Below are 23,066 nucleotides of genomic sequence, written 5' to 3' on the forward strand. Positions count from 1 at the left end.
GCACGGCTGCTGTATCGTCCGAGATCCCTCGACGAGCACAGGCAAGCATGAAAGCCAACGATTTCACCCAGAACGCTCAGCAAGCGGTAGCAATCGCCGCCAACCAGGCCCTCCTGGCAAGCCGACAAGCAACGTTCGCCGTGGGTGGCTGCATCATTGAAAATGCCACTGGCAAGGTACTGATCGCCCTGCACAACCGCGTGCTGGAGCCCTCTGCCAGCCAGGCGCAACCCGCATTCAGGCTCCGCGACCCAACGGGGCATGGTGAGCGCCGGCTGGTCGACTGGTATTTCGACAACCAGCAGCGCCTTGCCCTCCCCCCCACGCATGAACTGACCGTCATCACCACGCTCGACCCCTGCGCCATGTGCGCAGGCGCCTTGCTGACTGCCGGCTTCAATGTTGCCGTAAGTGCGCTCGACACCTTTGCCGGCATCAATCATGACGGCCGTTTCGAATTCCCCGGCCTGCCGGCCGCACTTCGTCTGCGCGCGCAAGCCACGTGGGGCTACTATGCTGTCGGCAGCCCTTTTGATCGCGACTATGCCGGGCCGCCGCAAGGGCCGGTCTACGCTGGCGAACGCATCGACGCCGCAACGATGTGCCTTACCCGTTCGTTGTTCGAGGCCAGCGTGAACCACGTGCACGACGAAAGCAGCAACGCCGGCCTTCCGCCATCTGCCCTGAAAGACCCGATCACCCTACCCAACCGGAGCCTGGTACGCCAGGCCCTGGCGGGCTTGAGCCCATGGAGCCTGCGCAGCAAAAGTGCAGACCCTCGCCTGCCCGGGATCGAACTGGCCGAGCCATTGGTCGACACAGCTCTCGCGGCAGATACGTGCAATGCCGTAGCCTTGCTGGACCCATTCGGCAATCTGCTGGCCTGCCTGGGCGGTGACGAAACGCGCTCCCCCATTCGCACTGCGTTCATGGAGACCACTCGCAGCTACGCCGCGTTGCGCTGGAACCTGATGAACCATGACGACCCACTGGTCCGCGACGAAGCACACCAGCATCTCACCCACCCCCGTTACTGCACATTCGTCCTGCTCCGTTTTCCGGACCCGGCCGGCAGCGAGGCGGTCATGACCCTTGGCGCCTATGGCTCCACCATGGAACGGCACACCGCGCCGTCCTTCCCCTCCAGCCTGCAATATGTGTTGCTGCCAACAGGCTGCACTGCCAAGGACGTTGCTCGACTGGCGCAAAATCTGCCGCCGTTCTACACGAGCAACGTGCAGGTCGCGCCTTGCCAGGTACTGGACCCGAACCTGATGCAGGAAGTTACAACCCGGCTGGGGCAGGCTCAGCGCTCCGAGCCTGCTGCCGGATAGGGCAATGTGACCGCACTGCCTTCATCCACCAAGCTCCAAACCAGCAACTTGGCTGACTGCTTCTGACTGGCGTTGCGCGACACGCTGTGCACGGTACCCGGGGCTTCGTACCAGTATTCACCGGCCTTGTAGGTTTTCTCCGGCTCGTTATCGAGCTTCGATACCACTGCCCCTTCCAGCACGTAGGCCATCACTGCGCCCGGGTGCTGATGCGCGGGTGACGCCTGGCCGGGGGCGTAGCTGACGGTGAGCATCACGGCGCTCTTGCCGGGGGCGTTCGAGGGTTGTTGCTGCTGCAGCACCTTGACCTGGTCGGCAGCATCGCCGTGCGCCCAGGCAGGGGTTTGAGCGGCGAACAGGGCAAGAAGGATGATGCTAAAGAGTTTCATGGGGGCTTCTCCTGGATGGCAATTGCCTGCAGGTTAGGCCTGTGGGGCAGAGAGACAAATGACCAATTCGGGGAAAAACCAAGAGGCCGATCATTGCCTGTGCCGACCTCTTCGCGGGCAAGCCCGCGAGGAAGCCGGTGCAGGCACCAGATATCTCAGCTGCTACGCCCGATCGGATAAAACTCACCGTGGCTCCAGACCCCAAGCCACTCTTCCCCGTCGATCTCGCGCGGCACCGCCAGCTCTACCAACTGGTAGAACACATTGCGATTAATCAGCGCCTCGAGGTTGCTGCGTATCAGCACATACGGCGATGGCTCCTGCGTGACAGCGTCGATCACCACGCGCAGCGGGTTGGCCGGCCCGGCTTCGACCTGGTCCTCGACATTGCTGGTGAAGTGCAGCACCTGCTGCTCACCCTCACCTTCCACGTCAAGCGCCACGGCCACGAACGGCGCATCGTCGACGCGGATGCCCACCTTCTCTACCGGGGTAATCAGGAAGTAGTCATCGCCATCGCGGCGGATGATGGTGGAAAACAGCCGCACCATCGGCTTGCGACCGATCGGCGTACCCAGGTAATACCAGGTGCCATCACGGGCGATGCGCATGTCGATGTCACCGCAGAAGTCCGGGTTCCACAGATGTACCGGCGGCAGGCCCTTGGCCTTGGGAATCTGCGCCAGAAGATCATTGGCCTTGCCGGAATCGCTCATCACGCTTGCCTCATTCACTCACACCCAGAAGGCTACGAGCGTACTCGCGCATCGGCGCGCCAAGCAAATCCTCCGGGGTTTTATCGTGGAACGTCAACAAACCGCCACGGCTCTTGATACGTGCAGTGTCGATCAGGTAGCGGGTACTGGTTTCGATGAGCATCATCTGCACCACGCCGGTGTCCCAGCCCAGGCGGTCGACCGCTTGTTCGTCATACCACTCGTCGCCATTGCCGATGCGGTCGTCGGTGCGCGCGAAGCGGGTGTACAGCACGTAGTCGGCACCCACCGAACGGGCCTGGGCGATGGCCTCTTCCAGGCCCAATGGCCCTTGGGCACGCCGTACCAGCGGGAAATATTCGACGAAGCTCTTGTAGGCCTGCTCGGCCACCGCGTTCTGCCGCGGCACCGGTCCCTTGCCCGGAGGCACGAACGCGCCCTGGCCGATGAAGATAAACGAATCGGGCTGCAGGCGGATCGACAGGGTGCGACGGGTATCGCTGTGGTCCAGCAGACCGGCATCGCTCATGTGGTAACGGACGCCCTCGCCCATATCGCTGACATTCATGCAACCGCCCAACGCCATCAGCGCCAGCAGCAAAACCAGGCTACGCATCTTTCCTCCAGTGGCCGGCGACGAAAAACCGGCGAATAGCTGGCGGATGCAGCTTTTGCGCCAGCTTCAGCCGCCAATCACCTTCATCACCATCACATCGCCGGAAAACGCCAGGTCCTGTTTGTCTGCCAAGGCCTTTACCAGCAAGCGCTGCAGCGCCGGCAGCGCCTGATGGCGCGGTTTTTCCAGAAGGTCGCCGACGAAATGGCGATTGCCCGACGACAGGCAGCCATGCAGCCAGCCCGTGGAGGACAGGCGCAGCCGCGAGCAGGTGCGGCAGAACGGTACGCTTTCGTTGGCGATCACGCCGAAGTGGCCTTTGCCGGGCACCTGATAACGCAAGGCAGTGGCGTCCAGCGGCGCATCGACCTGAACGTAGGCATGCTTGCCAGCAATCAGTGCGAGCAGCTGGTCGAGGCCGACGAACTGCTGCAGGAAGACGTTTTGGTCACGGGCCAGGTGGCCCATGCGCATGAGCTCGATGAAGCGCAGTTCGAAGCCGCGCTCAAGGCAGTAATCCAGCAGCGGCAGCACCTGATCGAGGTTGTGCCCACGCATCGGCACCATGTTCACCTTGATCTGCATGCCCATGGCGCTGGCCCGCTCCATGCCCGCCAGCACGCTGGCCAGGTCGCCGCCCCGGGCAATACGGCGGAACGCCTGAGGGTCGAGGGTGTCGAGGGAAACGTTCAATCGGCGGATACCTGCCGCCTGCAACTGGGGCAACTTGCGCGCCAGCAACTGGCCATTGGTAGTCATCGAGATATCGTCAAGGTCGAGCTTGGCCACGGCGGCCAGGAAAGCATCCAGGCGCGGACTGACCAATGGCTCACCGCCGGTGATGCGCAAGCGTTCGATGCCGGCGGCTTCGATCAGGTAGGCCACGCCACGAGCCAGGGCCTCCGCCGACAATTCGTCCTGTGCTGCCACCAGGCGCTTGCCGTCTGGCACGCAGTAGGTGCAGGCATAGTTACAGGCAGCCGTCAGGCTGACGCGCAGGTTGCGAAAACGCCTGCCTTGACGATCGACGATCATGAATGACTCCGGCATGGATGATGGGGGCTGGCAAAACCTGACTCATAAATCAGGTTTTTGCAAGCCCTGCACATCGCCGAAATAGGTAGGAGCAGCCTTGTGCTGCGAAAGGGCCAGTACAGCCCTGCAGATGTGTGCTGGCTGTACCGGCCCTTTCGCAGCACAAGGCTGCTCCTACAGGTACTGCGTATTGCCTGAACGCGGATGCTTCAGTTCGAAGGTTCCGGGTCGCGCTTGCGCTTGTTGCCCATGCGCACGCCAATGTCCATCAGGAACTGGAAGAAGCCTTCCTGGTCCTCCAGCACATTGCTCCAGAACGGCGAGTGGTAAAGCGCCACGGCGCCGTGCACCAGCGCCCAGGCGGCGCAATAGTGGAAATACGGCGGCACGTCTTCGAGCTTGCCTTCGCTGATACGGCCCTTGATCAGCTGGGTCAGGCGGTCGAAGTTGGAGGCACGTATGCTGTGCAGCTGTTCGACCATTTCCGGTACCTGGTTGCCCTTGACCACCTTTTCTTCCAGGCGGTCGAACAGCCGGTAACGCTGCGGATCGCGCATGCGGAACTCGAAGTAGGCTCGCGACAGGGCTTCCTTGTCGCGATCGACGTCGGCCGAATGCAACAGCTCGTTCAGGTCGCGCTCGTAGTCGAGCATCAGGCGCAGGTAGATCTCCGCCTTGGACTTGAAGTGCTTGTAGATCGTGCCTTTGCCGATGCCCACGGCGTCGGCGATCATCTCGACGGTGACGCTGTCTTCCCCCTGTTCGAGAAACAGCTTGAGCGCGGTGTCGAGGATTTCCTGTTCGCGACGGCGAAACTCACGGACCTTACGAGGTTCTTTCTGCATAGGAAGGACTGGATGACAATCGAAGCGGTTTATTATGCCTAACTTGCAAGAAATTGCACGGATCATCCAAGCATGTCTGTGTTTCACGATGCTTATGGCCATGCGCTGCGGGAGGAATGAAACGTGGGCGTATTCCAAATTTGTTTAAAAATCGATCAATATGCACTGGCACTGCGCCAAAGCTGACTAATACTTGAAGTGTTGGCGCGGCGCATCCCCCCCAAGTGGCGCGCCGATAAAGGTGCTCAGGGACCGCGTACCTTTGTTTTACTCCTAATGGTCTTAACCCGGATTCCCCCCCCAGAACCCGGGTTTTTTTTGGGTGTTTCGAGGGGGGGCGTTGGGGGCATTTTTGGGATTACGTGTGGGCTGCTAGGTGCCCTCACCCGCAACCCTTCGAGTCAGGCCACCCGCGCCAACGGGAACAAACGCTTGAAGTTGGCAGTGGTCTGTTCGGCCAACTGCTCATAACTGGCCCCGCGCAACGAAGCCACGTACTCCGCCACCTCACGCACATACTGCGGCAAATTCGGCTTGCCGCGATACGGAATCGGCGCCAGGTACGGCGAATCCGTTTCCACCAGCAAACGATCGACCGGCACCTGCCGCGCCACTTCACGCAGGGCATCGGCATTGCGGAAGGTAACGATGCCAGACAACGAAATGTAATACCCCAGGTCCAGCGCCGCCTTGGCCATGTCCCAGTCTTCGGTGAAGCAGTGCAGCACGCCGGCCTGCGGCAGATTGGCCTCGCGCAGCAGCGCCAGGGTATCGGCACGCGCCGCACGGGTATGCACGATCACCGGTTTGCCGGTCTGCCGCGAGGCCTCCAGGTGCAGGCGGAACGAGGCTTGCTGCAACTCGGCTGCTTCCGGCTCGTAGTGGTAATCCAGCCCGGTTTCTCCAATCGCCACCACATGTGGGTGAGCCAGTTCGCGCAGCAGCCATTCCAGCGCCGGCGTTTCGCCCGGCGCCAGGTCCAGCGGGTGCACGCCCACCGAGCAATCGACATCGGTGTAACGCTCGCTCAGCGCCTTCACCGCACCAGCATTCTCGGCACTGACGCCAATACACAGGAAATGCCCGACCCCGCGCTCACGCGCCGCCTGCAGGGCAGCATCGAGGGAGCCCTGGTGGGCGCTCAGGTCTAGACGGTCGAGATGGCAATGGGAATCTACGAGCATGGGATAACGGCACACATGAAAAAATGAGAATCAGCGGGCGCCCGGCAACTGCAGCCAGTGGGCCAGCAGCGATTCAAGCAGCAGGGCGCGGTTGAGGTTGGCCTTGCCCAGCACCTTCTGGCGCTGTTCCAGGATCCATGCCTGCACCTCCAGCACCTTGGCCTGGCGGCTCTTCTGCGCCAGGTACTGCACCACCTTGCGCATATCGGCCAAGCCTAGCCCTTCCTCGTCCTGGGTCAATTGGTAGCGCAGGATCAGGTGCGCCCAATCGCAAAACCAGTCGAACAGCAGCAGCAGCGGTACACCGTTCCAGGCATCGGCCAGCTGGCTGGGCGATTGCTGCTGCTTGAGCAGCTTCTTCACCCCGTCGGTGACCAGCGCACGCTGCTCTCGCACGCCTTGCGCCTGCAAGCTGACCGCCATCAGCGGCGAACCGGCAGCCAGGGTCAGCAACTCGTCGCGCTCGGTCTCATCACTGTCGGGCAGCGCGCCGGCCAGCCAGGCTTGGCTCTGGGCCAGGCTGGGCTGCGGGCAGGCGACCTGCTGGCAACGGCTCTTGATGGTCGGCAACAGACGGCTGGGCTGGTGGGTGACCAGCAGCAACACGGTATCACCGGAGGGTTCTTCGAGGCTCTTGAGCAAGGCGTTGGAGGCGTTGACGTTCATCGCCTCCACTGGCTCGATCAGTACCACCTTGCGCCCACCCAGCTGCGCGGTCTGCACCACGAAGGCCACCAGCTCGCGTACCTGATCTACCTTGATAGGCTTGTCAGCTTCTTCGGGCTCAAGTACGAAGTTGTCCGGGTGGCTGCCGGCCTTGAGCAGCAGACAGGACTTGCACGCGCCACAGGCCTCCAGGCCCTGGGGCTGCTGGCACAGCAGGCGGGCCATCAGGCGCTCGGCCAAGGCCCGCTTGCCGATACCCTGCGGCCCATGCAGCAGGTAGGCGTGAGCGTGCTGGCTGCGGCCGGCCAGTTGCTGCCAGAGGGCCTGCTGCCAGGGATAGGCCTCAGCCACGGCAACGCTCCACGATGCCTGGTAGCAACGCATCGATGGAGCGCTGCACCGCCTCCAGAGGCTGGGCGGCATCAAGCAGGGTATAGCGCTGTGGTTCGCGACCGGCGCGCTGCAGGTAGGCCTGGCGCACTGCTTCGAAGAACGCCTGGCCTTCCTGCTCGAAACGGTCCAGGCGGCCGCGGGCGGCGGCGCGGGCCAGGCCCACTTCGACCGGCAGATCGAAGACCAGAGTCAGGTCCGGGCGCAGGTCGCCCTGGACGAATTGCTCCAGGATGGCGATACGCTCGACTGGCAAACCACGCCCGCCGCCCTGGTAGGCGTATGTCGCATCGGTAAACCTGTCACACAAGACTACGGCCCCGCGGGCCAGCGCCGGCCGGATCACCTGCGCCAGGTGCTGGGCACGCGCAGCGAACACCAGCAACAGCTCGGTGTCGGCCGCCATGCTTTCATCGCTGGGCGCCAGCAGCAGCTCACGCACCTTTTCGGCCAGCGGCGTGCCGCCGGGCTCACGGGTCAGCACTACATCCAGGCCCTGCTCGCACAGGCGCGCAGCCAGGTAGTCGCGGTTGGTGCTCTTGCCCGCACCTTCCGGGCCTTCCAAAGTAATAAACAAGCCGCTCACAGGCAGTCCTTAATGTTGTTCGTCAGGCATCGGCCGTTCGGCCGCTTGCGCGCCGCCGGCAGGGGCGTCCTGCACAGGCGGCTGGTCGGGCGCTGGCTGCGCGGTAGACTCGTCGGCAGGGGCTTCGGGTTGTTCGGCCTCGTCGGTACCTGATTGTGGTTGTGGCTCTGGCTGCGATTGCGGCGCGGGGCTGGAGCGGTAGTCCGCACGGCGCTTGAGCTGGAACTCGCGCACCGCCGAGTTGTGGTCGTCGAGGTCGTCGGAAAACACGTGGCTGCCATCGCCACGGGCAACGAAGTACAGGCTGGTGCCATCGGACGGGTTGAGCGCCGCGTGAATCGCTTCGCGACCTACCATGGCGATCGGGGTCGGCGGCAGGCCGGTGATGGTGTAGGTGTTGTAGGGCGTCGGCTCGCGCAGGTCGGCGCGGGTGATCTTGCCGTTGTAGCGCTCACCCATGCCGTAGATCACCGTCGGGTCGGTCTGCAGCATCATGCCCAGGCGCAGGCGCCGCACGAAAACGCCGGCGATCTGCCCGCGCTCCTGGGGAATGCCGGTCTCCTTCTCTACCAGCGAAGCCATGATCAGCGCCTGGTACGGGTCGCGGTATGGCAGGTCGGTGGTGCGCTCGGCCCACTCCTTGGCCAACACTTCGTCCAGGCGCATATAGGCCTGCTGCAGCAACTCGACGTCGCTCATGCCGCGCACGAAGCGGTAGGTGTCCGGGAAGAAGCGCCCTTCGGGGAACACTCCGGTATGGCCGAGCTTGTCCATCACTTCCGAATCGGACAGCCCGTCCAGGGTGTGCTTGATCTTTTCATGCTTGGCCACGGCCGCGCGCACCTGGCGGAAGGTCCAGCCTTCGACCAGGGTGAGGTTGTACTGCACCACGTCGGCCCGACGCCAGGCATCGAACAGCTGCTCCACGGTCATGCCGGGGGTCAGGCGATACTCACCGGTGTGCAGAGGGGTGCCGGCCATGTTGAAACGCCAGTACAGGCGCAACCAGACGGCGTCGTCGAGCAACCCTTCGCTCTGCATGCGATAGAACATGCGGTTGGGGGTGGTGCCATTGGGCACGTCCAGCAGGCGCTCCTGCGTCACGTGCAGAGGCTGCTCCAGGACCGAGTTGACCTTCCAGGCCGACCAGCCCACGGCAAGGCCGGCGAGGATCAAGCCCATTTCCAGCAGCAGCAGGAATTTACGTCTCACGAATTCAGGTTTCCAGTAACGTACGGGCAACGGCCTGCAGTTTACGGGTGAGCGGGCCCGGCGACCAGTTTAGCTCGGCAACGCCTCGCACGGGCCAGACACCGTAGACGCTGTTGCAGACAAATACTTCATCTGCCTGCTCCAGAGCGTCGAACGGCAGGTCGCAGACCTGCACCGGGATGCCCTGCAGCGCTGCCTGTTCCAGCAACGCGCCCCGCATCACGCCAGCGACGCCACAGCGGCTGAGGTCAGCCGTGAACAGCGCGCCATCGCGCACCAGGAACAGATTGCTGTACACACCTTCGATCACCCTGCCCTGCCCATCACGCATCAGGCCTTCGGCATGTTCGCTGTCCTGCCATTCGGCACGGGCCAGCACCTGCTCCAGGCGGTTGAGGTGTTTGAGGCCGGCCAGCAGCGGTTGTTCCCCAAGCCGGGTCTGGCACGGAAACAGTCGCACGCCCTGCTCGGCATTGTCGACAGGATAGCTGGGCAACGGGCTGCCCTGCAGAATACGCCGCGGCGCGGCACCGGCAACCGGTGCGTAACCGCGCTGGCTGTCACCACGAGTAAGGATGAGTTTGGCTACGCCATCACCGAGCTGGCTGGCATAGCGCAGGAGTTCGTCGCGTACCAGCGCCAGGTCGGTACTGATCGCCAGGCGCTGGCAACCCAGCGCCAGGCGTGCGAGGTGGCCGTCCAGCAAGCTGGGCCGGCCGTCGCGCACGGCGATGGTCTCGAATAGCCCATCGCCGTAGGCCAGGCCGCGGTTCTGCAGGTTGACTGCAGCCGCCGGCTGGCCATCGATCCAGCTTTGCATCAACCGGCGAACCGGCGGAATACCAGCGAACCGTTGGTACCGCCAAAGCCGAACGAGTTGGACAGCACCACATCGATCGGCATGCTGCGCGCCTGGTGCGGCACGAAGTCGAGGTCGCAGCCTTCGTCCGGCTCGTCCAGGTTGATGGTGGGCGGAGCCATCTGGCTGTTGATCGCCAACACGCTGAAGATAGCTTCTACGGCACCGGCGGCGCCCAGCAGGTGGCCGGTCATCGACTTGGTCGAGCTGACCGCCAGCTTGTAGGCATGCTCACCGAACACACGCTTGATCGCCGCCACTTCGGCCACGTCGCCAGCAGGGGTCGAGGTGCCATGGGCGTTGATGTAGCTGACCTCTTCCGGCTGGATGCCGGCATCGCGCAAGGCGTTGGCCATGCAACGGGCAGCACCTTCACCAGTGTCGGGCGGCGAAGTCATGTGGTAAGCGTCACCGCTCATGCCGAACCCGACCAGTTCGGCATAGATGGTCGCGCCGCGGGCCTTGGCATGCTCCAGTTCTTCGAGCACCAGGGCACCAGCACCGTCGGACAGCACGAAGCCGTCACGGCCCTTGTCCCACGGGCGGCTGGCCCGGGTCGGCTCGTCGTTGCGAGTGGACAGTGCACGGGAGGCACCGAAGCCGCCCATGCCCAGGCCGCAGGCGGCCATTTCGGCGCCGCCGGCGATCATCACGTCGGCTTCACCGTAGGCGATGTTGCGCGCGGCCATGCCGATGCAGTGGGTACCAGTGGTGCAGGCAGTGGCGATGGCGTAGTTCGGCCCTTGCAGCCCCAGGTGGATCGACAGGAAGCCGGAGATCATGTTGATGATCGAGCCAGGCACGAAGAAAGGCGAAATACGACGCGGCCCCGAATCGTGCAGGGTGCGGCTGGTTTCTTCGATGTTGGTCAGGCCGCCGATACCCGACCCCATGGCCACGCCAATACGCTGGCGGTTGGCGTCGGTGACTTCCAGGCCGGCATTACGCACTGCCTGGAACCCGGCCGCCAAGCCGTACTGGATGAACAGGTCGAGCTTGCGGGCCTCTTTGGCCGACAGGTATTGCTCGACCTCGAAGCCTTTCACCGAGCCGCCAAAACGGGTGGAGTAGGCAGACAGATCCGTGTGTTCGATCGGACCGATGCCACTGCGGCCAGCCAGAATGCCCTGCCAGGTGCTCGGTACATCAGTACCCAGTGGCGACAGCATACCCATACCGGTGACCACGACGCGTCTACGCGACACAGTACTCTCCTTTTCTAATGACAGAGTTTCTTGCCATTGCATTCAAGCGATGGAATGAAATGGCAACAAACTCTTGATACCCGGTGAACGAGACCAACCTGCAAAACGCAGGGTGCTCGCAAAGAAAAAACCGCACGCCGGCAAAGGCAGTGCGGTTTTTCCCGACAAGAAGCGTCGACTACAGCGTCTTAGGCCTGGTGGGCTTTGACGTAGTCTACGGCAGCTTGAACGGTAGTGATCTTCTCGGCTTCTTCGTCAGGGATTTCGGTCTCGAATTCCTCTTCCAGAGCCATCACCAGCTCAACGGTGTCAAGCGAATCGGCACCCAGGTCATCGACGAAGGACTTCTCGAGAGTCACTTCCTCTTCCTTGACGCCCAGTTGCTCGGCGACGATTTTCTTGACGCGTTCTTCGATGGTGCTCATACCTAGTTTTCACTCCTAATGGACATATGTCAGGCAGCTGGCCGGTGGCTAATTTTATAGAAAGACGTTCGCTTTTCAAGCTAAACACGCCTTCACACCAACCCCCACACCCACTGCCTGGAATCTGGTTGCAGCTTTATAACGGATTTTAGGCTCGCAGTATGACTCTTTTTTTACGAAATCCGTCACATTGAGTTGCAGTGTTACATGTACATCCCGCCGTTGACCGGCACGGTAGCGCCGGTTACGTAGGCTGCGCCGTCGGATGCCAGGAACGAAACAACCTTGGCAATTTCGTCGGCCTGGCCCAGGCGGCCCAGCGGGATCTGGGTCTGCAGCGCTTCACGCTGCGCTTCTGGCAGCTCGCGGGTCATGTCGGTGTCGATGAAGCCCGGGGTCACCGAGTTGACGGTGATGCCACGCGAGCCCACTTCACGCGCCAGGGCGCGGCTAAAGCCTTCCAGGCCGGCCTTGGCGGCCGCGTAGTTGGCCTGGCCGGCGTTGCCCATGGCACCGACGACCGAGCCGATGCTGATGATACGGCCCCAACGTGCCTTGGTCATGCCACGCAGCACGCCCTTGGACAGACGGTAGAGGCTGTTCAGGTTGGTATCGATCACGTCGAACCACTCGTCGTCCTTCATGCGCAGCATGAGGTTGTCACGGGTGATACCCGCGTTGTTGACCAGGATGGCCGGCGCGCCGAATTGCTCGCCGATGGCGGCCAGCACAGCTTCAACCGATTCGGCGCTTGTCACGTTCAGTTCCATGCCGGTACCGGTGATGCCGTGTTCTTTCAGCGTGGCAGCAATGCGCTCGGCGCCGGAGGCCGAAGTGGCGGTGCCGATCACGGTCGCGCCCTGGCGGCCCAGCTCGAGGGCGATGGCCTGGCCAATGCCACGGCTGGCGCCGGTGACCAGTGCAACTTTACCTTGCAGGCTCATGCAAGCTTCTCCAAATCAGGCCAGTGCCGCGCGGGTGGCGGCGACGGCGTCAGGGGTATTGAGGTTGTAGGTGGTCACGCCATCGGCGCAACGCTTGTTCAGGCCGGCCAGGACCTTGCCCGGGCCGCACTCGACCAGGTTGACCGCACCGTTAGCGGCCAGGGTCTGCACGCATTCGACCCAGCGCACTGGCTGGTACAGCTGCGCCAGCAGGTCGTGCTTGAGGGCATTAAGGTCAGCGGCAACGGCAGCGGTCACGTTCTGCACCACGGGAATTTGCGGGGCGTGCCACTCGATGGCGTTGACCGACTCGGCAAAGCGCTCGGCAGCCGGCTTCATCAGCGCGCAGTGCGACGGCACGCTGACCGCCAGCGGCAGGGCGCGCTTGGCACCCTTGGCCTTGCACAGCTCGATGGCGCGATCGACGGCGGCCTTGTTGCCGGCGATGACCACCTGGCCTGGCGAGTTGAAGTTGACCGCGCTGACCACCTGGTCTTCGGCCGCTTCGGCGCAGATTTCCACGACCACGGCGTCATCCAGGCCGAGAATGGCGGCCATGGCGCCATGACCGGCCGGCACGGCTTCCTGCATCAGCTGGCCCCGGCGCTCGACCAGGCGCACGGCATCTTTCAGGCTCAGGCTGCCGGCGGCAACCAGGGCGCTGTATTCACCCAGGCTGTGACCTGAGACGAAGGCCGGCCTGGCACCACCCTCTTCCAGCCACAGGCGCCACAGCGCGATGGACGCGGTGAGGATGGCCGGCTGGGTCTTGTCGGTCTGGTTGAGTTGTTCTTCCGGGCCTTCCTGGACCAGCTTCCACAGGTCGTAACCGAGTGCCTCGGACGCTTCCTTGAAGGTTTCGATGATCACTGGCTTCTCGGCGCCGAGCTCGGCGAGCATGCCCAGCGACTGGGAACCTTGACCGGGAAAGACGAATGCGAGAGATGCAGACATTGAACAAGCCCTTATGATCTTGTCGTCGGATAGGGTGCGCCGGACATTAGCCAGACGCGGAATCTGAAAACTTGGATGGAGACGCGGACCAAGCGGTCACATTTAAGCACTTCAGCGGCGATATGCCTAAGGTCTTTATTCCTTCAGCACCGGCCTCTTCGCGGGTAAAACCCACATGGGCACCACAGACCTGAAGGTTATGGGGCACCTGTGGGAGCGGGTTTACCCGCGAAGAGGCCGGCCAGGCTACAACAGCAAATCTTCCAGCCGCCCATGCAAGCGCTGCGGCAGGTTTTCCTGGATCTCGATCAACGCCCGCTGGATGGCACTCTGGAAGCCCTGCACCCCCGCCGAGCCATGGCTCTTGATGACGATGCCCTGCAACCCCAGGAAACTCGCGCCATTGTGCCGCGCCGGTGCCAGGTCGGCCTGCAGGCGTTTGAGCAGCGGCATGGCCACAGCCCCGGCTGCCCGCGACAACACGCCACCCTTGAACAACTGCTCGATGCGCGCACCGATCATCGTCGCCAGCCCCTCGCTCGACTTGAGCAGGATGTTGCCGACGAACCCGTCGCACACCACCACATCGGCTTCGCCGCGATACAACCCGTCACCTTCGACGAAGCCTATGTAGTTGAGCCCGCGGGCGTTCTGCAACAGGCTGGCCGCCAGCTTGACCTGCTGGTTGCCCTTGATGTCCTCGGTACCGATGTTCAGCAGCGCCACGCGCGGCCGCTGCACACCCAGGGCCTGGGCGGCCACCGAGCCCATCACGGCGAACTGGTAGAGGTTCTCGGCGCTGCAGTCGACGTTGGCGCCAAGGTCGAGCAACTGGCAGTAACCGGTCTGGGTCGGGATCGCCGCCACCATGGCCGGCCGGTCGATACCCGGCAGTGTCTTGAGCACGAAACGCGAGAGCGCCATCAGCGCCCCGGTATTGCCGGCGCTGACGCAGGCCTGAGCCTTGCCGTCGCGCACCAGTTCGAGGGCGATGCGCATCGACGAGTCCGGCTTGCCGCGCAGCGCCTGGGATGGCCGCTCGTCCATACCGATCACCTCGCTGGCGGCCACGATTTGCAGGCGCGCGCGATCCGCAGCCGCAAGGCCGCTGACAAGATCTTCGAGGAGAGAGGGTTGACCGACGAGGGTCAGGTGCAGCGAGGGGGTAGCCGAAAGGCAGGCAATGCTAGCCTGGACAATGCTGCGGGGACCGAAGTCCCCGCCCATTGCGTCGATCGCGATGATCTGAGCGGACAAGGATTACTCGTCAGCGCCCTTGTCGACCACTTTGCGACCACGGTATACGCCTTCTGGCGAAACGTGGTGACGCAGGTGTACTTCACCGGTGGTTTTCTCTACCGACAGCGCGTTTTCCGACAGGGCGTCGTGCGAACGGCGCATGTCACGGGCAGAGCGGGATTTTTTGTTCTGCTGAACAGCCATAATTGATTAACTCCTAAACGTTTGGGTCACGCTTTAACTGCGCCAAAACACTGAACGGGTTGGACCGCGATACCTCGTCCTTGCTCGATTCGGGCTCGTCTGCGCCCGCCGGCTGCTGGCATTCTTCCGGATGATGAGCAGGCACGATTGGCAAGGCGAGCAGAAGCTCCTCCTCGATCAATGCCTGCAGATCCAAAGGATCTTCGCCCAGTTCCAGCACGTCATAGCCTTTCGGCAACGACTGGGTATTCGCACCCTCCTTCACCACGGCGTATGTACATTCGCTGTGGATCGGCAGGGTGACCAGCTCAAGACAACGCTGGCAAACCATCTTGACCTCGACGTCCAGCTCGCTGTGGATAACCACCACGTGCTGTTCATCTCGTTCAAAATCGAACTTCGCCTGCACCGTACCGACATTGTCGGAAAGCGGGTCGCAGAGTCTTTCCAAATCAGCGAGCTGCAGCGAACCGTTAAGGGTTACGCCACGATCGGCTAATTTGCGCGGGTCAACGTGAGGTGGAATCGGGTCATTCAACATAGGCGCAGCATTCTAGGGATGCCCCCCGCCCCTGTCAAAGGAAATTCGGCGGCATCGTGCGTGATAGAATTTGTTCAACCGATTCAGGAGTCTACCATGCTTCCTCTGTTACTGGCTTCCAGCTCTGCCTACCGCCGCGAACTGCTTGCACGCCTGCGCCTGCCCTTCACCTGGGCAAGCCCCGATATAGACGAGCGACGCCTGGATGACGAACCGGCAGTGGAGCTGGTGCGGCGGCTGGCCAGACAAAAAGCCGAGGCCCTGGCAGGCAGCCACCCCGGGCACCTGATCATTGGCTCGGACCAGGTTGCGGTGCTGGGCGAGCAGGTACTGGGCAAGCCGCACACCTTCGAGCGGGCTTGCGAGCAACTGCTGGAGTGCAGCGGGCAGCAGGTGAGCTTCCTGACCGGGCTGGCGTTGCTGAACAGCGCCACCGGGCACTGCCAGGTGGACTGCGTGCCGTTTACCGTGACCCTGCGCGAACTGGACCGGCAGCGGGTGGAGCGCTATGTGGCGGCGGAACAGCCGCTGGACTGCGCTGGCAGCTTCAAGGCCGAGGGGCTGGGAGTGAGCCTGTTCCAGAGCACGCACGGGTGCGATGCGACCAGCCTGATCGGGCTGCCGCTGATTAGATTGGTGGATATGTTGACCAGGGAAGGAGTGGTTATCCCGTAGTTCGCCTCAAGACTTTTTGCGCCTGACAGATCGAGCGCCGCCCGCGCGGCGCTTCGCAGCACAAGGCTGCTCCTACATCTGTTTCGGGCCAGTAACGCCTGTGCCAATGCGCGCGACCGCCTTGTTTGTCCGGCACGATATCGAGGTGGACGCCAAGGGGCCGCGCGCCTTTGCCTCAGGAATAATTGGCCCGAAACAGATGTAGGAGCAGCCTTGTGCTGCGAAGCGCCGCGCGGGCGGCGCTCGATCTCACAAACACCGCAAAACGGGCGACGAACCCTCAGCGCAACTGCGGTCCCTGGAAGCCCATCCACATCGCCAAGCGCTCAGCCACACTGGCCCCCACACGCTTGGAGAAGCGATCGAGCGCCGACTCCTGCACGGTGAAGTCCACCAACTCCTTCTCGCCCACGATCTCGCGCGCCACATAGCTGGCACTGCCCAGCCCATCCACCAGGCCCAGCTCCTTGGCCTGCTCGCCCGACCAGACCAGGCCACTGAAGAGCTCCGGATGCTCCTTGTCCTTCAGGCGCTCACCCCGCCCCTGCTTGACCATGGCAATGAACTGCTGGTGCGTAGTATTCAGTACGCCCTGCCAGAACTCGGTCTCTTCCGGCTTCTGCGGCGAGAACGGATCGAGGAAGGCCTTGTGCTCGCCTGCAGTGTAGGTACGCCGCTCCACACCCAGTTTCTCCATGGTGCCGACAAAGCCATAACCGGCCGCCGTCACACCAATCGAGCCCACCAGGCTGGCCTTGTCGGCATAGATCTCGTCCGCCGCACTGGCGATGTAGTAGGCTCCGGAAGCCCCAAGATCAGCGATGACCGCATACAGCTTGATGGCCGGATATTCAGCCCGCAGACGGCGGATTTCGTCATACACGTAACCCGACTGCACCGGGCTGCCTCCCGGGCTGTTGATGCGCATCACCACAGCCTTGGTCTTGCTGTCCTTGAACGCCTCGCGCAGGCTCTTGACGATATTGTCGGCGCTGGCTGGCTCCTGGTCGGCAATCACCCCGCGCACCTCGACCAGCGCGGTATGGCTGGCACTGCGCGACGCTGCCTTGTCCATGTCCATCAACGGCGTGAACAGGATCAGGATGCCGAACAGGTAGACGAAGGTCAGCAACTTGAAGAAGATCCCCCAGCGTCGCGCCCGGCGCTGCTCCTGAACGCCTGCCAGCAGGGTCTTTTCCAGCAGTTTCCAGCTCTTGCGCTCTTCGCGCTCCTCGGGTTCGGCCTCGGGGGCTTTCCATTCGTCTGCCATGCTTACCTACCTTGGAAATGGAATTGCGGAACCACCCAGCCACTCACGCAACTGGGAAAAATGATCGATGCACACCTGCGGACCAAACTCGGCCAGTGCCTGCAGCGACATGGCACCATAGCCCACGGCCACCGAATGCATGCCGGCATTGCTGGCCATCTGCAGATCGAATGCCGAATCGCCAACCATCAGCGCACGCCCTGCTTCGACACCGCAATGCCCGAGAATTTCCTCAAGCATCAACGGGTGCGGCTTGCCGCGAGTTTCGTCGGCGGCGCGAGTGATGTCGAAGAACTGCTCCCAGCCATTGGCCTTGAGCACCCGGTCCAGCCCGCGACGCGCCTTGCCGGTGGCCACCGCCAGGCGGTAACCCTCGGCACGGAAGGCATCCAGCGACTCGACCACGCCCTCGAACAGCGGCGAGGGCTGCTGGTCCAGGGCCATGTAGATATCGGCATAGTGCTGACGAAAACTTTCGACCTGAGCAGGCGCCAGGTGCGGGTACAGGGTGTGGATCGCCTCGCCCAGAGCCAGGCCGATGATGCCCTTGACCGCATCCTCGCTGCTTTGCGCCTCACCGGCACGCTCGGCGGCGGCGTTCATGGCCTCGACGATACGTCCGATCGAGTCGGCCAACGTGCCGTCCCAGTCGAAGATCAGTAGCTCATAGCCTTTTTTCATGGATCAGGACGCACTCAGACGTTCAACGGTTTTCGCCCAGACTTCATCCACCGGCGCCTCGAGCTTCAACTCGCCACCGTCCGGCAGCGGCACGGTCAGTGCGTAGGCATGCAGGAACAGGCGCTTGCCGCCCAAGTCGCGAATTTCACGACTGAAGTCTTCGTCGCCGTACTTGCTGTCGCCAGCGATCATATGCCCGGCATGCAGGGTGTGCACACGGATCTGGTGGGTACGGCCAGTGATCGGGCGCGCCTCGACAATGGTGGCGAACTCGCCGAAGCGGCGCAGCACGCGGAACAGGGTCAGCGCCTCCTTGCCCTCGTCATTCACCTCGACCATGCGCTCGCCGGAGCGCAGGTTGCTCTTGAGCAACGGCGCGCTGACCTGCTTCTTCGAGGTCGGCCAGTGGCCGCGCACCAGCGCCATGTAGCGCTTGTCGACACCGTCGCCACGCAATGCGGCGTGCAGGTGCCTCAGCATGCTGCGCTTCTTGGCGATCATCAGCAGACCGGAGGTGTCGCGGTCCAGGCGGTGCACCAGCTCCAGCTCCTTGGCGTCCGGGCGCAACTGGCGCAGCGCCTCGATCACGCCGAAGCTCAGGCCGCTGCCGCCATGCACGGCGATGCCGGCCGGCTTGTTCATCACGATCAGCGCCTTGTCTTCGTAGACAATGGCCGCTTCCAGGCGCTGCAACAGGCCCTGGGCCACCGGCGCGGGCTCGTCACGCTCCGGCAGGCGGACGGGCGGTACCCGCACGATGTCGCCGGCCTGGATCTTGTACTCCGGCTTGACGCGGCCCTTGTTGACCCGTACTTCACCCTTGCGCAGGATGCGGTACACCAAGGTCTTGGGCACGCCCTTGAGGGCCGTGATGAGGAAATTGTCGATGCGTTGGCCGGCAAGCTCCGGCGCGACTTCGATCAGCTGAACGCCGGAAGTCGGAGGGGTATTGGTCGTCATGGCGGGATCATAACAATTTTTTATGGAATTGAAGCACTTAATCATTGCTGCTATAGTCGCGAACGCCGCCAAAAGCGGCAGGCCAGCGGCACCAGGCTCCGAGCCGGTCCCTGACCAACGCAATTCTCCAGGACGCGAGGCCGTCCTACGGGGTTTTCGCCAGTTTACCGAATTGCCTGGAATCGCCACCAGCGCTGTGTAGAGAAGACCGAAAAAAAACGACAAGTGCGGTGTTTCACCTGCTTACCCGATTCTTTTCGCTGCACCTCTGCCCGCCCCGTCGCTTCCACGCAACGCCCGGCGAATGCTTCGGAAATACCTGCCTTGGACATGAATGGCGCCAGCGCAGAACCTGCGCTGGCGAAAAATGCAACCCGTTGCGGATTCAGCGCGCGGCAGCACCCGAATTATCAGGGATACGTGCAGGGTGGAGATGCACAGCCCTCGGACCGTGTAGCACCGCGTCCGGCCCACCAGCCCACTGAGCGGGCTGGCGAGCGGATAAGGTCCTGAACAGATGCCCCCGGGCGTCCACGGCTGACGGTTGATTCCTCCTCCTGACTGAGTGCACAAGGCCCGCTTGGTTGATTCGGATTCCAATTCGAAGCCACCGGGGCCTTGTTGGCACCGCAGCAAACAGGACGCGTCGTCGCGACAACGGCAGGCTGGGCAACCGGCTGGTGCCGAACGTTGCTCGACACGGGGGTGGCCCGGCCACCCTTTGCGCACCTTGGCACCGACCATGAGACGTCGTGTGTGCCGAACGCCGTTTCCGGCAGCCCGGAAACCGACGGTACAACATGAAAAGAATGCTGATTAACGCGACTCAACCCGAAGAGTTGCGTGTAGCCCTGGTGGACGGCCAACGTCTCTACGACCTGGACATCGAGTCCGGCGCGCGCGAGCAGAAAAAGGCCAACATCTACAAAGGCAAGATCACCCGCATCGAACCCAGCCTCGAAGCCGCCTTCGTCGACTTCGGCTCCGAACGTCACGGCTTCCTGCCGCTGAAAGAAATCTCCCGCGAATACTTCAAGAAAGCCCCCGAAGGGCGGGTCAACATCAAGGAAGTGCTGAGCGAAGGCCAGGAAGTCATCGTCCAGGTCGAGAAGGAAGAGCGTGGCAACAAAGGCGCCGCCCTCACCACCTTCATCAGCCTGGCCGGCCGCTACCTGGTGCTGATGCCGAACAACCCGCGCGCCGGTGGCATCTCCCGCCGCATCGAAGGCGAAGAGCGCAACGAACTGCGTGAAGCCCTGAATGGCCTGACCGTGCCGGGCGACATGGGCCTGATCGTGCGCACTGCCGGCCTTGGCCGCAGCAGCGAAGAAATGCAGTGGGACCTCGACTACCTGCTGCAACTGTGGACCGCCATCAAGGAAGCGTCCCAGGACCGCGCCGCGCCATTCCTGATCTACCAGGAAAGCAACGTCATCATCCGCGCCATCCGCGACTATCTGCGCCAGGACATCGGCGAAGTGCTGATCGACAGCATCGATGCCCAGGAAGAAGCCCTGACCTTCATCCGCCAGGTCATGCCGCAGTACGCCAGCAAGGTGAAGCTGTACGAAGACAGCGTGCCGCTGTTCAACCGCTTCCAGATCGAAAGCCAGATCGAGACCGCCTTCCAGCGCGTGGTCGAGCTGCCGTCCGGCGGTTCGATCGTGATCGACCCGACCGAAGCCCTGGTGTCGATCGACATCAACTCGGCGCGCGCCACCAAAGGCAGCGACATCGAAGAAACCGCCCTGCAGACCAACCTGGAAGCGGCCGAGGAAATCGCCCGCCAGCTGCGCCTGCGTGACATCGGCGGCCTGATCGTCATCGACTTCATCGACATGACCCCGGCGAAAAACCAGCGCGCCGTCGAAGAACGTGTTCGCGAGTGCCTGGAAGCCGACCGCGCCCGCGTACAGGTCGGCCGCATCTCGCGCTTCGGCCTGCTGGAAATGTCCCGTCAGCGCCTGCGCCCGTCGCTGGGCGAAAGCAGCGGCATCGTCTGCCCACGCTGCTCCGGCACCGGCATCATCCGTGACGTCGAATCGCTGTCGCTGGCCATCCTGCGCCTGATCGAAGAAGAGGCCCTGAAGGACCGCACCGCCGAAGTTCGCGCCCAGGTGCCGATCCCGGTGGCTGCCTTCCTGCTCAACGAGAAGCGCAACTCGATCACCAAGATCGAACTGCGTACCCGTGCGCGCATCATCATCCTGCCGAACGATCACCTGGAAACCCCGCACTTCGAAGTCCAGCGCCTGCGCGACGACAACCCGGAAGTGCTGAGCAACCAGTCCAGCTACGAGATCGCCGCCGCCGAAGCCGAAGAAGCGCCGCAGCCGACCGCCACCCGCACCCTGGTTCGCCAGGAAGCCGCAGTCAAGACCGCCCCGGCCCGCGCCAACGCGCCGGTACCGGCCACTGTCGAAGAACCGCAGCCAGCCGCACCGGTCGCCCCTGCCCCGGTCGCTCCGGAGCCAAGCCTGTTCAAGGGCCTGGTGAAGTCGCTGGTAAGCCTGTTCGCCGGCAAGGAAGAGCCTGCCGCAGCGCCGGTTGTCACTGCCACCGAGAAGCCGGCCGCCGAGCGCAGCCCACGCAACGAAGAACGCCGCAACGGCCGCCAGCAAAGCCGCAACCGCAACGGCCGCCGCGACGAAGAGCGCAAGCCGCGTGAAGAGCGTGCCGAGCGTGCACCTCGTGAAGAACGTGCCCCGCGCGAAGAGCGTGCACCACGTGAAGAACGCGCCCCACGCGAAGAGCGTGCACCGCGTGAAGAACGTGCTCCACGCGAAGAGCGTGCTCCACGCCAGCCACGCGAAGACCGCCGCGGCAACCGTGGCGAAGAGCGCGTGCGCGAACTGCGCGAGCCACTGGACGCCACCCCTGCCGAGCGTGAAGAACGTCAGCCGCGCGAGGAACGTGTAGCCCGTGAAGAACGTGCCCCACGTGAAGAGCGTGCACCTCGCGAGGAACGCGCACCACGTGAAGAGCGCGCACCTCGTGAAGAACGTGCTCCACGTGAAGAACGTGCTCCTCGCGAAGAACGTGCTCCTCGCGAGGAACGTGCTCCACGCGAAGAACGTGCCCCTCGCCCACCACGCGAAGAGCGTCAGCCACGCGTAGCCGAAGAAGCCGCCGAGCAGGCTGCCGAGCTGGCCGAAGAGCAACTGCCGAACGAAGAGCTGCTGCAGGACGAACAGGAAGGCACCGATGGCGAGCGCCCGCGCCGCCGTTCCCGTGGCCAGCGTCGTCGCAGCAACCGTCGTGAGCGTCAGCGCAACGCCAACGGCGAGCTGATCGATGGCAGCGAGGAAGAAGGCAGCGAAGAGCAGCCACAACAGCACCAGGCCACCGAGCTGGGTGCCGAACTGGCCGCCGGCCTGGCCGTGACTGCCGCTGTCGCCAGCAGCAACATCAGTGCCGACGCCGAAGCCCAGGCCAACCAGCAGGCCGAGCTTGCCACCGCCGAAGTCGCCCAGCCGGTCGAGCAGGCTGAGAAGTTCGAGCAGGTCGAAGCTGCCGCCAAGGCTGAAGAAGTGGCCGAGGCCCCAGTGGTCGAGCAGCCGGTCAGCGAGCCTGTAGCCGTGGTCGAAGCAACTGCCGAGCCAGTGGTCGAAGTCGCTCCGCAGCCAGTGGTCGACGAAGCACCTGCTGCCGAACCGGTAGTGGTTGCCGAAGCACCGGTAGAAGCGCCTGCCGTCGAGGCCGGTGAAATCGAGCAGGCCCCGACCGTGGTCGAAGCCGCTCCGGTTGCCGAGCAACCTGCCCCGGTTGTCGAAGCCCAGCCAGAAGTGGTGGCCGAGCCTGCACCAGTGGCCGTCGAGCCCGCACCGGTCGAAGCCCCTGCGGCGGTGGAACCTGCCACTGTCATGCTGGCCAACGGCCGTGCGCCGAACGACCCGCGTGAAGTGCGTCGCCGCAAGCGTGAGGCCGAGGCTGCCGCCAAGGCCGCACAGGAAGCTGCTGCAGCCACCGAGGAGCCAGCCCTGGAAGCCAGCGATGAGCAAAAGCCTCATCACGGTTGATAGCCAAGGCTGAATGAAAAAGCCCCGCCAGTTCGCACTGGCGGGGCTTTTTCTTGGCTGGGCGTTTTTCCTGTACCGGTCTCTTCGCGGGTAAACCCACAGGGCCCACCACCTCAG

At 63.3% G+C, this 23,066-nt stretch carries 23 protein-coding genes; 3 read left to right on the top strand and 20 right to left on the bottom strand.

Annotated features, from left to right (window positions below; all coding sequences use genetic code 11):
• The first annotated feature begins 47 nt into the window (after positions 1-47).
• Entirely contained in the window at positions 48-1,334 is a 1,287-nt protein-coding gene (locus WM94_RS24840) for a cytosine deaminase (RefSeq protein ID WP_061552354.1), read from the top strand.
• On the opposite strand, the gene WM94_RS24845 is transcribed toward WM94_RS24840, so the two are convergent.
• From WM94_RS24845 to WM94_RS29795, 17 genes are all read right to left on the bottom strand, one after another.
• Complete coding sequence (locus WM94_RS24845) at positions 1,307-1,723, bottom strand: cupin domain-containing protein (RefSeq protein ID WP_061302922.1); 417 nt, start codon at positions 1,721-1,723, stop codon at positions 1,307-1,309. The two genes, WM94_RS24840 and WM94_RS24845, sit on opposite strands and share 28 nt — an antisense overlap.
• A 155-nt stretch (positions 1,724-1,878) precedes the next feature.
• A complete protein-coding gene (locus tag WM94_RS24850) occupies positions 1,879-2,439 on the bottom strand; it encodes a DUF1285 domain-containing protein (protein ID WP_015269418.1) in 561 nt (186 codons plus the stop codon).
• Between the two features lie 10 nt (positions 2,440-2,449).
• Positions 2,450-3,055 (bottom strand): DUF4823 domain-containing protein, encoded by a 606-nt coding sequence (locus tag WM94_RS24855; RefSeq protein ID WP_013971585.1) that lies wholly within the window; start codon positions 3,053-3,055, stop codon positions 2,450-2,452.
• Between the two features lie 66 nt (positions 3,056-3,121).
• Positions 3,122-4,090: a GTP 3',8-cyclase MoaA gene (locus tag WM94_RS24860; protein WP_061552355.1), complete on the bottom strand. Its 969-nt coding sequence runs from the start codon at positions 4,088-4,090 to the stop codon at positions 3,122-3,124.
• Positions 4,091-4,299: 209 nt separating this feature from the next.
• A complete protein-coding gene (locus tag WM94_RS24865) occupies positions 4,300-4,935 on the bottom strand; it encodes a TetR/AcrR family transcriptional regulator (RefSeq protein ID WP_003247170.1) in 636 nt (211 codons plus the stop codon).
• Positions 4,936-5,336: 401 nt separating this feature from the next.
• Positions 5,337-6,119, bottom strand: coding sequence for a TatD family hydrolase (locus tag WM94_RS24870; protein ID WP_061552356.1), 783 nt, complete (start codon positions 6,117-6,119; stop codon positions 5,337-5,339).
• A 30-nt stretch (positions 6,120-6,149) separates the two neighbouring features.
• Positions 6,150-7,136: a DNA polymerase III subunit delta' gene (locus WM94_RS24875; protein ID WP_015269415.1), complete on the bottom strand. Its 987-nt coding sequence runs from the start codon at positions 7,134-7,136 to the stop codon at positions 6,150-6,152.
• Positions 7,129-7,761, bottom strand: a complete 633-nt coding sequence (tmk, locus tag WM94_RS24880) for a dTMP kinase (protein WP_023661450.1) — start codon at positions 7,759-7,761, stop codon at positions 7,129-7,131. Before tmk ends, WM94_RS24875 begins: the two co-directional genes overlap by 8 nt.
• A 9-nt stretch (positions 7,762-7,770) precedes the next feature.
• Positions 7,771-8,973, bottom strand: a complete 1,203-nt coding sequence (gene mltG / locus WM94_RS24885) for an endolytic transglycosylase MltG (protein WP_061552357.1) — start codon at positions 8,971-8,973, stop codon at positions 7,771-7,773.
• Positions 8,974-8,977: 4 nt separating this feature from the next.
• Complete coding sequence (gene pabC, locus WM94_RS24890) at positions 8,978-9,793, bottom strand: aminodeoxychorismate lyase (RefSeq protein WP_061552358.1); 816 nt, start codon at positions 9,791-9,793, stop codon at positions 8,978-8,980.
• Complete coding sequence (gene fabF / locus WM94_RS24895; RefSeq protein ID WP_015269411.1) at positions 9,793-11,037, bottom strand: beta-ketoacyl-ACP synthase II; 1,245 nt, start codon at positions 11,035-11,037, stop codon at positions 9,793-9,795. Before fabF ends, pabC begins: the two co-directional genes overlap by 1 nt.
• 188 nt (positions 11,038-11,225) lie before the next feature.
• On the bottom strand, positions 11,226-11,462 hold the full coding sequence (gene acpP / locus WM94_RS24900; protein ID WP_013971576.1) for an acyl carrier protein: 237 nt from the start codon (positions 11,460-11,462) through the stop codon (positions 11,226-11,228).
• Positions 11,463-11,665: 203 nt separating this feature from the next.
• Positions 11,666-12,406, bottom strand: coding sequence for a 3-oxoacyl-ACP reductase FabG (gene fabG, locus WM94_RS24905; RefSeq protein ID WP_003247160.1), 741 nt, complete (start codon positions 12,404-12,406; stop codon positions 11,666-11,668).
• A 15-nt stretch (positions 12,407-12,421) separates the two neighbouring features.
• Positions 12,422-13,360 (bottom strand): ACP S-malonyltransferase, encoded by a 939-nt coding sequence (gene fabD, locus WM94_RS24910; RefSeq protein WP_082810642.1) that lies wholly within the window; start codon positions 13,358-13,360, stop codon positions 12,422-12,424.
• A 246-nt stretch (positions 13,361-13,606) separates the two neighbouring features.
• Entirely contained in the window at positions 13,607-14,617 is a 1,011-nt protein-coding gene (plsX, locus tag WM94_RS24915) for a phosphate acyltransferase PlsX (RefSeq protein ID WP_023661403.1), read from the bottom strand.
• Positions 14,618-14,620: 3 nt separating this feature from the next.
• Positions 14,621-14,803, bottom strand: a complete 183-nt coding sequence (gene rpmF, locus WM94_RS24920) for a 50S ribosomal protein L32 (protein WP_003247154.1) — start codon at positions 14,801-14,803, stop codon at positions 14,621-14,623.
• Between the two features lie 13 nt (positions 14,804-14,816).
• Positions 14,817-15,344, bottom strand: a complete 528-nt coding sequence (locus tag WM94_RS29795; RefSeq protein ID WP_012313431.1) for a YceD family protein — start codon at positions 15,342-15,344, stop codon at positions 14,817-14,819.
• A gap of 96 nt (positions 15,345-15,440) precedes the next feature.
• On the opposite strand from WM94_RS29795, the gene WM94_RS24930 reads away from it, so the two are divergent.
• A complete protein-coding gene (locus WM94_RS24930; RefSeq protein WP_061552360.1) occupies positions 15,441-16,019 on the top strand; it encodes a nucleoside triphosphate pyrophosphatase in 579 nt (192 codons plus the stop codon).
• 280 nt (positions 16,020-16,299) lie between these two features.
• Here WM94_RS24930 and sppA read toward each other — a convergent pair whose 3' ends face one another.
• The 3 genes from sppA to rluC are packed head-to-tail and all read right to left on the bottom strand — an operon-like array spanning position 16,300 to position 18,930.
• Positions 16,300-17,289 (bottom strand): signal peptide peptidase SppA, encoded by a 990-nt coding sequence (sppA, locus tag WM94_RS24935; protein ID WP_013971572.1) that lies wholly within the window; start codon positions 17,287-17,289, stop codon positions 16,300-16,302.
• Between the two features lie 6 nt (positions 17,290-17,295).
• Complete coding sequence (locus tag WM94_RS24940; protein ID WP_039614721.1) at positions 17,296-17,970, bottom strand: HAD family hydrolase; 675 nt, start codon at positions 17,968-17,970, stop codon at positions 17,296-17,298.
• Positions 17,971-17,973: 3 nt separating this feature from the next.
• Positions 17,974-18,930 (bottom strand): 23S rRNA pseudouridine(955/2504/2580) synthase RluC, encoded by a 957-nt coding sequence (gene rluC / locus WM94_RS24945; protein ID WP_013971570.1) that lies wholly within the window; start codon positions 18,928-18,930, stop codon positions 17,974-17,976.
• An 800-nt stretch (positions 18,931-19,730) separates the two neighbouring features.
• Between rluC and rne the strand changes: the two genes are divergently transcribed.
• The gene (rne, locus tag WM94_RS24950; protein ID WP_177342431.1) at positions 19,731-22,949 is read left to right on the top strand and encodes a ribonuclease E; all 3,219 of its coding nucleotides are present in this window, start codon (positions 19,731-19,733) and stop codon (positions 22,947-22,949) included.
• The last annotated feature ends 117 nt before the right edge of the window (positions 22,950-23,066 follow it).

The organism is Pseudomonas sp. ABFPK (assembly GCF_001586765.1).
GTDB lineage: Bacteria > Pseudomonadota > Gammaproteobacteria > Pseudomonadales > Pseudomonadaceae > Aquipseudomonas > Aquipseudomonas asiatica.